Origin of the sequence: Aeromicrobium sp. (genome assembly GCF_036675695.1) — a bacterium.
Classification (GTDB): domain Bacteria; phylum Actinomycetota; class Actinomycetes; order Propionibacteriales; family Nocardioidaceae; genus Aeromicrobium.
Genome location: NZ_JAKFEL010000063.1, coordinates 1 through 10808 on the forward strand (window position 1 = coordinate 1; position 10808 = coordinate 10808).

Genomic DNA, 10808 nt, shown 5'->3' on the forward strand with positions numbered 1-10808 from the left:
GGAATGGAACAGCGGCATGGCGCAGTAGCAGACGTCATCGGGCGTGAGCGCGTACTTCTCGGCCAGCACGCTTCCGGACATCACGACCATGAAGTTGCTGACCTGCACGGCCTTCGGCTCGCCACTGGTGCCCGAGGTGAAGATCAGCATGAACGTGTCCATCGCACCGACCTCGGCAAAGCCGTCGATGTCGCGGGGCGCCTCAGCGACCAGCTCGCTCCACTCGTCGCTGTCGGTGTCGATGATCCGCGCTCCACCGAGGTCAAGACCGTCGAGCAGTGGGAGGTGCTCGGTGTCTGTCAGCAGGACCTGGCAGTCGGCTCGACGAACATCGGCAGCGAGCGATTCACCTCGCCGGGTGGCGTTGATGCCCGCAGTCACGTGAGCCCCGATCGCGCCGGCCAGCAGGGTACGGATCATCTCGGGGGTGTTCTCCATGAGCACGCCGACGTGCAGCGGGCGATCCGGATCTGCCCAGCTGCGCAGCACCCGGGCACGCGCTGCGGCGTCGCCGACAGTCTCGGCCCAGGTCCACGAGTCGGAGCCGAACGCAAGGCCGGTGCTATCACTGTCGGCGAGCGCGCGTACGAGCTGCTGGACGGTCTCAGCCATGAGCCGCCTCACTTTCTACGAGCGGAGAAGGTTCGAGAACGGGTGACAGGTGTCGTACGAGGAAACTGACAGCGTGCTTGACGGCCGGCTCGTGGAACGGCTTGCCGGGGAACACGTCGAAGTGGTCTCCGGGGTAGTGCCGCACCTCTGCCCTCGCTGTGAACGCTGCCTTCGCGGCCGCGTGAGGCGGAGCGCTCCGGTCAAAGTCCGCGATCTGCACGAGCACGGGACAGGTCAGGGTCGCGGCCGCCTTGGCAGGCGCGCGGGTTCCAAGCTCAAGACTCACGTCAGCCGCAATCTCGTTGACCCAGGTCGGGCCCGCGATGCTCAGGTACTCCTCGAGTGCACCGGGCAGCGTGAACGTCCCGACCTCACCGGGTCGCGCCACAACCGGGATCATGCGTCCACCGCGCCCACGGGCCGTGGAGATCTTGCTTGCGACGCCAAGTCCGGTGGCCCGTAGCAGCTCACGCTTCTTGTGCGTCTTGGTCGCATGGACCCCAGCCGCAATCCCATCGACCATCGGGATCAACGCGACGACTGCGGCGATGTCGTGACGGCCAGCGGCGGCTGACAGCACGTGCCCACCGGCCAATGACACGCCCCACAGGACCAAACGGGAGGCATCAACGTCGGGAAGCTTGCCTGCGGCCGTCAGAGCGGCGCGATAGTCGTCGACCTGGCTCGCGAGCGAGACTGTCTGCCGCGGCGTCCCCTCGCTCGCGCCGAAGCCCCGGTAGTCGAACAGCACGACGTCGAGGCCCGCCTCGGCGAACGCCTCCGCGAATGGAGCCAGACCCGAGTCCTTGGTTCCGGCCAGGCCGTGCGCCATCACGAGTGCCGGACGTCCGGCGTCAGTCGCCAGCCCATCGTGAGTCGCGCGGTAGTGCCACGCGGCGCACTGGACGCCCTGCGATTGGAAGGTGAGGCTGTCGGGACTCATCGCTGCTTCTTCCTGGTCTCGGCTCCATAGATGCTGCGGAGCCAGATGAACGTCAGTGCTTGTATGTGCTCGTCGCGCGGTGGGCCAGAGCCGAGCGAGTGCCGCTCCAACGCGTGGTCATTGAGGTCAAGCAGAACGGAAGCGAGAGCTTCGGCGGCCGGCCCCTCAGATGCGCGACCTGCCGCAAGCTCGGTGGCGATCATGCCGGCGATGACGCCGGCGAAGTCGGCGCGTCCGGCGTCCCACATCTGGCGGACCGTCGGGCTGGCGGCGCGGGCTTCCAGCAACGCCCGATAGGTGTGCGGGCTGTTGTCGACCGAGTCGAACAGCATCGTGATCGCGGACCGGATCCGTTCGTCCGGCTCGCCCTCAGCCTTCACCAGCACTTCGTTGACCTCGGCAGCTGCGTCGTACAGGTCTTGCATCAACGCCATGACGGCCATGGCCTTGGACTCGAAGTAGAAGTAGAACGCCGAGCGGGTCACTCCCGCCCGCTTCGAGATCTCGGCAACGTTGATCTCTTCGAGGGACTGTTCACGCAGGAGTTGATCAAATGCATCGAGCAGTGCGTTCCGCCTGTCGTCACCCCTGTTCGGAGCGCGGCGGTCGACCAACCGGTTCCAGGCGTCCTCGGCCGGCCGTTCCAGTGCGCCCTCGGTCATACCCGCGCCTTTGCTCGGCGGCGGCCGGCAGGAATCTCGCGCGCACGGATGTCGTGCTCGTAGATGAAGTAGTCGACCTGCTGCGTATGCCGGGCGGTCTTGAGGACGTGGCCGATGTACTTGTCCTCGTCGGTCTTGATGGTCTGCTCCATCTCGCCAATGCTCGGCAACGCGTACTCGCCGACGAGATGGGCCGCGACGAGGCGGGCCTGTGACTCGACGAACGGGAACAGGGTCGGCGTGGACTGGGCGAATCCCACGAAGGAAAGATCGTCGATCCCCGGCTTGAAGATGCGCTTGTACAGCGGGAGGTGATTGTCGGGAGCACTGATGAAGTCAGGATCGAAGAACGGGAACGTGATGTTGTAGCCCGTTGCGTAGACGATGACGTCGAAGTCATCGCTCGTACCGTCTTCGAAGTGCACCGTGCTGCCGTCGAGGAACGCCACGTTCGGCTTCGGCACGACGTCACCCGATCCGAGTCGCAGCGGCAGCTCGACCGACTGGGTGGGGTGCGCCTCGAAGAACTTGTGGTTGGGCTGCGGGAGTCCGTAGAGAGAGCTGTCCGAGCCGTTCATGAACTGCATCTTCTGCATCACCTTGCGCTGCCAGGCGAGCGGCAGGTACGGCGTCGTGCGGTACATCGTGTCTGCCGGCTTGCCATACACGTACTTCGGCACGATCCAGGCGCCCGATCGCGTCGACAGCGTCACCGTGGTCTGCAGCGACTTCGACGACAGCTCGACGGCGATGTCGGCAGCGCTGTTGCCCAGGCCAACGACCAGGATGCGACGGCCGAAGAAGTCGATTGGCGACTTCGGGTCGATGTAGTGGTGCGAGTGCATCGACTCACCGGTGAACTCTCCCGGGAACTCCGCGAAGCGCGGATCCCAGTGGTGGCCGTTGCCGACCACCAGGTGCTCGAAGTGGCGAGTGTTGCCGGCCTGGTCGAGGATCTCCCACCCGCCGCCCTCCAGGCGCTTGGCGTGCGCAACGCCGTTCGTGAACTCGATGTTGTCCTTCAGGTCGAACGCCTCGGCGTACAGCTCGAGGTAGTCCTTGATCTGCGTGTGGTGCGGGAAGTCCGGATATTCCTTCGGCATCGGGAAGTCCCGGAACGACAGGCGCTCCTTGGACGTGTCGATGTGCAGCGAGCGGTAGGCGCTGCTGTGGCCGTTCGGGTTGCCGAAGGCCCAGTTGCCACCGATGCGATCCGACGACTCGAAGCATGTGTACGGGACGCCGTAGTCGCTGAGCATCTTGCCGACAGTGAGACCGCTGATCCCAGCGCCGATGACCGCTGTGGTGGGGCCGACCATGGAATCTCCTGAGCTTTGGGGGTTGCATTCGTGGGTGACGTAGGCCACATTAGGGACGAGTTTGACACGTGTCAATCCATGCAGACAAGCGTCAGGAGATCGGATGAGCGGGCCGGGCAAGACCACAGTCGTGATTGGCGGGGCATCCGGAATCGGACTCGCCACCGCGCGAGACCTGCTCGCCAACGGCCACGCGGTCGTGATCGCCGATCTGGATGGAGACGCCGCGACGGCCCGGGCCGTAGAGCTCGGCAGTGGGTGCGAAGCCGCTGCCGTCGACGTCAGTGACGAAGCATCGGTCACAGCGTTGTTCGATGGAGTCATCGAACAACACGGGTCATTCGACGGAGTCGTGAACTGTGCGGGAGTCAGCACGCTGAGCCTGGTGGTCGACCACGATGTCGCCGAGTTCCGACGGGTGCTCGACGTCTGCCTCACGGGCGCCTTCATCGTGCTCAAGCACGCCGGGTCGCGGATCGTCGACGGCGGCTCACTCGTGACGCTGTCGTCGTTGAATGGTCGGCAGCCGGGAGTCGGGCTGGTCGCGTACTGCTCAGCGAAGTCAGGACTGCAGATGCTCACCCAGGTCACGGCGCTCGAGCTGGCCAGCCGCCGGATCCGCGTCAACGCCGTCTCGCCTGGACTGGTGGTCACTCCGCTGACCGCGCCGGCGATGGACATCCCCGGCATAAAGGACGACTACCTCGACAACACGCCCCTGGGGCGTAGCGGCGAGCCCGAGGAGATTGCGGCGGCCATACGGTTCCTGCTCTCCGACGACTCGACCTGGATCACCGGCGAGAACCTCGACATCAACGGCGGATCACATATGCAGCGCTACCCAGACATCCACGGACACGTCATGAAGGCATTCGCATGAAACGGGACGCGTACATCGGCAAGATCGCGATCGTGACCGGCGGCGGGTCCGGCATCGGCGCCGCACTGGGTACGGCCCTCGTCGCAGCCGGCGCCCACGTGGTGCTGGCGGACCTGGACGGCTCAGCGGCGGAGAAGGTTGCCGCCGAGCTGAGCGGCCCCGGATCGGCTCGGGGTGTTGTCCTCGACGTCACCGACGCCGCCACGGTCCAGTCGCTCGTCGACTCGGTGGTTGCTGAGCACGGTCGCCTGGATCTGATGTTCAACAACGCCGGGATCAGCCTGCTCGGCGAGACCCAGGACCTGCCGATCGATCAGTGGAACGCGATCATCGACGTCAACATCCGTGGTGTGGTGCACGGCGTCGCCGCGGCGTACCCGCTGATGATCAAGCAGGGCAGCGGTTACATCGTGAACACGGCATCCATGGGTGGGCTGATGGCTGCGGGCCTGCTCACCTCGTACGTGATGACGAAGCATGCGGTCGTCGGCCTGTCGCTCGCCCTTCGCTCGGAAGCAGCCGCATACGGTGTCGGCGTCACCGCCATCTGCCCAGCCGCGGTCAACACCCCGATCCTCGACAAGGGTCAGTTCGGCGTCGTCAAGGGACGGGACTTCTTCCTCAAGGGTCAGGGCATCCGCAAGCCCGTCGATCCCGACGAGCTGGCGCAACAGGTACTGGGCGCGGTTGTGAAGAACGACGCCCTGGTGATCGCGCCGGTCCAGGCTCGCTTTGCTCACCGTCTGCAGCGTTTGGCCCCGAAGTTCACCCAGAAGCAGTCGATCAAGTTCATCGCCAAGCAGCGCAAGTGGGCTGACAAAGCCTGAGGTCAGCGGCGCTTGCGCCAGATCATGACCTGGTTGTCCGCGATCAGCGCGGGAAGGTTCTGCACTTGGTCGCGCGCGGCGAGCGCCACCTGCAGCTCGGCAACGCGCTGGCGCAGTGCATCGACCTGGTTCTCGAGCTCAATGACCCGGCGTACGCCTTCGAGGCCGAGGCCCTCGGCGGTCAGCCGAGCGACCTGGCGAAGCAGCTCGATGTCGCGCAGTGAGTAGCGGCGGCCGCCACCACCCGTACGTCCTGGCACGACCAGCTCAAGGCGGTCGTACGTACGCAATGTCTGCGGGTGAAGACCTGAGAGCTCAGCGGCAACGCTGATGACGAAGACCTTCGCCTCTGGTCCCGGCGGGACGAATGATGAGTCCATCACTTCGCCCCCTCGAACAATCCATCACGCGGCGAGGTCGACCCACGAGAGTCGCGGAGCGCCTCGACCGCGGCCTTGGCCTCGTCGCTCAGGGTTGCCGGGACCTGCACCTCGACGGTGACGAGCAGGTCACCCTTGCCGCCGGCGCGCTTGACGCCACCCTTGCCGGTCGCACGGAACGTACGCCCGTTGGGCGTGCCCGCAGGAATCTTGATGCGTACGGGCGGGCCATCGAGAGTCGGCACCTGGATCTCTGCGCCGAGCGCTGCCTCGTCGAACTCGACCGGAACCGAGATCGTCAGGTTGTCACCCTTGCGGCCGAACAACTTGTGCGGTTGAACGTGGACGAGCAGGAAGAGATCGCCAGCAGGTCCGCCTGCTTCACCCTTGCCACCCTTGCCCTTGATGCGAATCCGCTGACCGTCCTTGACGCCCGCAGGCACCTTGACCTGCAACGTGCGGCTAGACGGCGCGCGACCTGAACCGCGGCAGGTATCGCAGGCGTGCTCGACGACGAGACCGCGACCGCGACACTGATCGCACGGCTCGGTCATCGCGAAGAGTCCGCCAGCGGTACCGGTCTGCGAACCGCTGCCCTGACACTTCGAGCAGACCTTGGGGGTCGTGCCGGGCTTGGCGCCGGTGCCGTGACACGTCGGGCACGGCTCGTCGCTGGTCAGCCGAAGCGGAAGTGTCGCACCGTCAACCGCCTGCTGGAAGGTGATCGATGCCTCGGTCTCGAGATCATCACCCTTGCGAGCAGCCGACTGCCGACCGCGGCCACGACCACGACCGCCACCACCGAAGAGCCCGCCGAACAGGTCGCTGAAGTCGGGCTGACCGCCCGGCCCAGGCTGGCCGAAGCCGCCCGCACCGCCACGGAACTGCCCGAACATGCTGCGTTGCTCGTCGTACTCTTTGCGCTTGTCCTTGGACGAGAGCACGGCGTACGCCTCGGATACGCCCTTGAAGCGTTCCTCGGCTGCCTTGTTGCCGGGATTGGAGTCGGGGTGGTTGTCGCGCGCAAGCTTGCGATATGCCTTCTTGATCTCGTCTTGCGACGCATCCTTCTTGACGCCAAGGACCTTGTAGAAGTCCTTGGTCGCCCAATCACTCGCTGCCATCAGGAATCCACCCCTCCTCTCGTTACTCGTCTGGCGTTTCGTCAGTCAGCGGTGCCGCCGGATCTACTGCTGATTCTGGCTCTGCATCCTCCGATGCGGGCTCGACCACGCCGACAGTTGCCGGGCGAAGCACCCGGTCGCCGTGGCGGTAACCCGTGCGAAGCACGCTGTCGATCGTCGTGATGTCGACGTCGGCTGACTCGCCGGCATGGAACACCGCTTCGTGGTGGGCCGGATCAAACGCCTCTCCCTTGGCGCCGAACGGCTCAAGGCCATGCTTCGCGGCGAGCTGGTGGATCGCGTCGGCGACAGCCTTGAAGCCGCCTTCGAGCTCACCATGATCAGCGGCACGACCGATGTCGTCGAGCACTGTCAGGAGAGACTGCAGGACCGCTGCCTCTCCCTGAGCCCGTACGAGCTCACGATCGCGATCGACCCGGCGCTTGTAGTTGACGTATTCAGCCTGGAGTCGCTGCAGGTCAGCCGTACGTTCGGCGAGCTGCTGCTCCAAGGACGGCGGGGCCGGGGCCTCGGCCGGCGGAGTCTCCTCCGCCGGCGTCGGCTCCTGCTCAGAGGCCGGGCCGTTGTCCGGCTCGGTCACTTCTGCGTCTCGTCCTCGTCGACGATCTCTGCCTCGACGACGTCATCGTCATCGTTGCCGGCATCGTCACCGGTCGGCGCATTCTCCTGTGCCTCAGCGGCAGCGGCGGCGTACATCGCCTCGCCCATCTTGGAGCTGGACTCACCGAGCTTGGCCACGGCAGCCGCAACGGCGTCCGAGTCCTCGCCCTTGAGCGCCTCGTTGAGCGCGTCGAGGTCAGCCTGAACCTCGGCCTTGAGGTCGTCGCCGACCTTGTCACCGTTCTCCGCGAGGAACTTCTCGGTGGAGTGCGACAGAGACTCGGCCTGGTTGCGAGTCTCGACCGCCTCGCGGCGTGCCTTGTCCTCTTCGGCGTACTGCTCAGCGTCCTTGACCATCTTGTCGATGTCGTCCTTGCTGAGCGCGGAACCGCCGGTGATCGTCATCGACTGCTCCTTGCCGGTACCACGATCCTTGGCGGACACGTTGACGATGCCGTTGGCGTCGATGTCGAACGTGACCTCGATCTGCGGCACACCACGAGGCGCCGGGGGCAGACCGGTGAGCTCGAACGTGGCCAGCAGCTGGTTGCCAGCAGCCATCTCGCGCTCGCCCTGGTAGACCTGGATCGCCACGGACGGCTGGTTGTCATCGGCCGTCGTGAAGACCTCGGACCGCTTGGTCGGGATCGTCGTGTTGCGCTCGATGAGCTTGGTCATGACGCCGCCCTTGGTCTCAATGCCGAGGCTCAGCGGGGTGACGTCGAGGAGTAGAACGTCCTTGACCTCGCCCTTGAGGACACCGGCCTGGAGGCTGGCGCCGATGGCGACGACCTCGTCAGGGTTGACGCCCTTGTTGGGCTCCTTGCCACCGGTCAGCTCCTTGACGAGCGTCGCGACGGCCGGCATACGAGTCGAGCCACCCACGAGTACGACGTGGTCGATCGCGCTGAGCGCGACGCCGGCGTCCTTGATGACGCTGTTGAACGGCGCCTTGGTGCGGTCGAGCAGATCGTGCGTGATCTTCTCGAACTCCGAACGGGTCAGCGTCAGGTCGAGGAACACAGGGTTCTTCTCGGCGTCGACGGTGATGTACGGAAGGTTGATCGACGTCGACTGGCTCGACGACAGCTCGATCTTGGCGCGCTCGGCGGCCTCGCGGATGCGGGGCATCGCCATCTTGTCCTTGGTCAGGTCAAGACCGGTGTCGCTCTTGAACTTCGCGACGATCCAGTCGATGACCTTCTCGTCCCAGTCGTCACCACCGAGGTGGTTGTCACCACTGGTGGCCTTGACCTCGATGACACCGTCACCGATCTCGAGCAGCGACACGTCGAACGTGCCTCCACCGAGGTCGAACACGAGGATCGTCTGGTCGTCGGCCTTGTCGAGTCCGTACGCGAGTGCAGCCGCGGTGGGCTCGTTGATGATGCGGCTGACGTTGAGTCCGGCGATCTCGCCGGCTTCCTTGGTCGCCTGGCGCTGGTGGTCGTTGAAGTAGGCCGGCACGGTGATGACCGCATCGGTGACCGGCTCACCGAGGTAGGCCTCAGCGTCGCGCTTGAGCTTCTGCAGGATGAATGCCGAGATCTGCTGGGGGTTGAACGACTTGCCGTCGATGTCGACGTTCCAGTCGGTTCCCATGTGGCGCTTGACCGATCGGACCGTACGGTCGACGTTGGTCACGCCCTGACGCTTGGCGACTTCACCAGCGAGAACTTCGCCATCCTTGGCGAATGCGACGACCGAGGGGGTCGTGCGCGCGCCCTCGGCGTTGGCGATGACGGTGGGCTCGCCACCTTCGAGTACGGCGACGACCGAGTTGGTCGTACCGAGGTCAATTCCGACCGCTCTGGCCATGGTGTTTCCTCCTGTGGGTGGTGCATGTGATTGTTGCAAGACGTGGGTCAACAGACTTGAGTCTGATGTTATCAACCTTGCTGGAGCGGTCCGTATTCCGGGTACGGGCAAGAATTTCGCGTAGATTCCTCGACGTGACCCCTGCGACCAGCACCCCTGAGCAGGACGAGCTCGCGCATGCGATCCTCGGCCTGCTGACCGAGACCACCGACCGCCAAATCTCGCGGGAGATCGCGCACCTTGCCGACATCGCGGTCGACACCCATGACGACGGTTCGCACGTCGCACCGCCCGGGCTGGTGATGCCGTCGTCGGGCGCGATCACGACACTCGTCGTGGCCACGTCACGCGAGCACCAGGACGTCAGCGAACCAATCCGGGTCGCGGTCTGGCCGACAGCTGAAGGCGACGACCCGGCGTTCGTGGTGACCCTCTCCGACTCCCCCCGCACCCTCCCGATCGCACTGTCCGACGTCTCGCCGGAGCTCTCCTCCCATCTGCGCGGACAGGTCAATGACTTCGTGGCGACGACCGTCGCCGAGGTTGTCACCAAGCTCAACGTCGGAATGCAGCGGACCTACATCCACGAGTCGCACGGCGACACCGCGGAGTACACCGAGGACTGAGCTGCCTGCTCAGCCTGGCTGACGTGCACGGTTGAACGGAGCAAGTGCAAGGGCGCGGGATCGTGCTGTGGACACCCGCGACGGCGGTCTCAGATGTGGATAAGAATCTTCATTTTTCGCTGAATTCACAGGGTTTTCCACTGGTCATCGAACGTCTGTTCGGGTAGTGTTTTGGGTATGGATCCGGAGCTGACAATCGACGTCATGCGCATCGCCGCGCAGACACTGCGTTCCGGTGACACGAGGGCCAAACTCCATGCTTTGCAGGCCATGACTGACACCGCTGACGCCCACAAGGCTGTGCTGCTGGCCGAGCTCGACACCTCCAAGGATTTCGAGCTTGATGGCGCCTCCACTCTCAACACCTGGGTGCGCAATGAGTTGCGGATGAACTCCGGAACTGCCTCCACCCTGGTCAAGAACGTCGCCGCACTACGTGACCTGCCACTGCTCGCCGAAGCAGCATTTGCAGGGCAAGTCAGCTCAGCCCACGTACGCGTGTTCGCCTACGGGCTCACCCACGTCGGACTCGAACCGATGCGCCAGTTCGAGGAAGTGTTCGTCGAAGTTGCGCAAGAACATGCGCCCAGCGAACTGTTCGAAGCCGTCAAACACCTCAAAGACAAGATCCACCCCGAAGACCTCGACGCCGCATGGGAACGCGGCATGGACCGCGAAGACTTCGCTGTCGATGCCGTCCCCGACGGCTTCCACACCAACGGATTCCTCAACACCATCACCGGGACGAAACTCAAACTGGTCATGGACTCAATCTCGGCGCCGCGCGACAAGGACGACACCCGTTCTGGTGCCCAGCGACGTGTTCAGGGCTTGGATGACCTGCTCACCGCGATCCTGGCCAACGGTCTGCCATCAGACAAAGGCGTCCGACCCCACATGTCAGTATTCGTCGACGCCGACACCCTCCAAGCCGCAGCCGAGCACGTTCAGGCCACAACCGAACAGCCACTCCGGATCCCCGAGCCCATGCCTTCG

At 64.8% G+C, this 10808-nt stretch carries 12 protein-coding genes; 4 read left to right on the top strand and 8 right to left on the bottom strand.

Annotation, left to right across the window (positions count from 1 at the left end):
* From V6M39_RS04285 to V6M39_RS04300, 4 genes are all read right to left on the bottom strand, one after another.
* The coding region (locus tag V6M39_RS04285) for an AMP-binding protein (RefSeq protein ID WP_332642472.1) at positions 1-612 on the bottom strand (612 nt) is incomplete at its 3' end.
* Positions 605-1555: an alpha/beta hydrolase gene (locus V6M39_RS04290; RefSeq protein ID WP_332642473.1), complete on the bottom strand. Its 951-nt coding sequence runs from the start codon at positions 1553-1555 to the stop codon at positions 605-607. The genes V6M39_RS04290 and V6M39_RS04285, both read right to left, overlap by 8 nt.
* Complete coding sequence (locus tag V6M39_RS04295) at positions 1552-2217, bottom strand: TetR/AcrR family transcriptional regulator (protein WP_332642474.1); 666 nt, start codon at positions 2215-2217, stop codon at positions 1552-1554. The genes V6M39_RS04290 and V6M39_RS04295 overlap by 4 nt, the downstream gene beginning before the upstream one ends.
* On the bottom strand, positions 2214-3536 hold the full coding sequence (locus V6M39_RS04300; RefSeq protein WP_332642475.1) for a flavin-containing monooxygenase: 1323 nt from the start codon (positions 3534-3536) through the stop codon (positions 2214-2216). Before V6M39_RS04300 ends, V6M39_RS04295 begins: the two co-directional genes overlap by 4 nt.
* A 103-nt stretch (positions 3537-3639) precedes the next feature.
* Between V6M39_RS04300 and V6M39_RS04305 the strand changes: the two genes are divergently transcribed.
* Both V6M39_RS04305 and V6M39_RS04310 read left to right on the top strand, forming a co-directional pair.
* Positions 3640-4416, top strand: coding sequence for an SDR family NAD(P)-dependent oxidoreductase (locus tag V6M39_RS04305; protein ID WP_332642476.1), 777 nt, complete (start codon positions 3640-3642; stop codon positions 4414-4416).
* On the top strand, positions 4413-5243 hold the full coding sequence (locus V6M39_RS04310; protein WP_332642477.1) for an SDR family oxidoreductase: 831 nt from the start codon (positions 4413-4415) through the stop codon (positions 5241-5243). Before V6M39_RS04305 ends, V6M39_RS04310 begins: the two co-directional genes overlap by 4 nt.
* Before the next feature lie 2 nt (positions 5244-5245).
* Here V6M39_RS04310 and V6M39_RS04315 read toward each other — a convergent pair whose 3' ends face one another.
* Genes V6M39_RS04315 through dnaK form a run of 4 tightly spaced genes read right to left on the bottom strand, consistent with a single transcriptional unit; the run spans position 5246 to position 9186 of the window.
* Positions 5246-5623 (bottom strand): heat shock protein transcriptional repressor HspR, encoded by a 378-nt coding sequence (locus tag V6M39_RS04315; protein WP_332642478.1) that lies wholly within the window; start codon positions 5621-5623, stop codon positions 5246-5248.
* Positions 5623-6747 carry a molecular chaperone DnaJ gene (gene dnaJ, locus V6M39_RS04320; protein ID WP_332642479.1) on the bottom strand — a complete coding sequence of 375 codons (1125 nt, stop codon included), beginning with the start codon at positions 6745-6747 and terminating at the stop codon, positions 5623-5625. The genes V6M39_RS04315 and dnaJ overlap by 1 nt, the downstream gene beginning before the upstream one ends.
* 22 nt (positions 6748-6769) lie before the next feature.
* Positions 6770-7348 (bottom strand): nucleotide exchange factor GrpE, encoded by a 579-nt coding sequence (grpE, locus tag V6M39_RS04325; protein WP_332642480.1) that lies wholly within the window; start codon positions 7346-7348, stop codon positions 6770-6772.
* On the bottom strand, positions 7345-9186 hold the full coding sequence (gene dnaK / locus V6M39_RS04330; RefSeq protein WP_332642482.1) for a molecular chaperone DnaK: 1842 nt from the start codon (positions 9184-9186) through the stop codon (positions 7345-7347). Before dnaK ends, grpE begins: the two co-directional genes overlap by 4 nt.
* 134 nt (positions 9187-9320) lie before the next feature.
* On the opposite strand from dnaK, the gene V6M39_RS04335 reads away from it, so the two are divergent.
* Complete coding sequence (locus V6M39_RS04335; RefSeq protein ID WP_332642483.1) at positions 9321-9812, top strand: hypothetical protein; 492 nt, start codon at positions 9321-9323, stop codon at positions 9810-9812.
* A gap of 177 nt (positions 9813-9989) precedes the next feature.
* Positions 9990-10808 (top strand): DUF222 domain-containing protein (locus tag V6M39_RS04340; protein ID WP_332642487.1); only part of this gene is annotated, 819 nt, incomplete at its 3' end.

What these genes read in the sequence shown, in the direction of transcription:
- V6M39_RS04290 (WP_332642473.1), bottom strand. Translation starts at nt 1,555, where the DNA reads ATGAGTCCCGACAGCCTCACCTTCCAATCGCAGGGCGTCCAGTGCGCC.
- V6M39_RS04295 (WP_332642474.1), bottom strand. Translation starts at nt 2,217, where the DNA reads ATGACCGAGGGCGCACTGGAACGGCCGGCCGAGGACGCCTGGAACCGG.
- V6M39_RS04300 (WP_332642475.1), bottom strand. Translation starts at nt 3,536, where the DNA reads ATGGTCGGCCCCACCACAGCGGTCATCGGCGCTGGGATCAGCGGTCTC.
- V6M39_RS04305 (WP_332642476.1), top strand. Translation starts at nt 3,640, where the DNA reads ATGAGCGGGCCGGGCAAGACCACAGTCGTGATTGGCGGGGCATCCGGA.
- V6M39_RS04310 (WP_332642477.1), top strand. Translation starts at nt 4,413, where the DNA reads ATGAAACGGGACGCGTACATCGGCAAGATCGCGATCGTGACCGGCGGC.
- V6M39_RS04315 (WP_332642478.1), bottom strand. Translation starts at nt 5,623, where the DNA reads ATGGACTCATCATTCGTCCCGCCGGGACCAGAGGCGAAGGTCTTCGTC.
- dnaJ (WP_332642479.1), bottom strand. Translation starts at nt 6,747, where the DNA reads ATGGCAGCGAGTGATTGGGCGACCAAGGACTTCTACAAGGTCCTTGGC.
- dnaK (WP_332642482.1), bottom strand. Translation starts at nt 9,186, where the DNA reads ATGGCCAGAGCGGTCGGAATTGACCTCGGTACGACCAACTCGGTCGTC.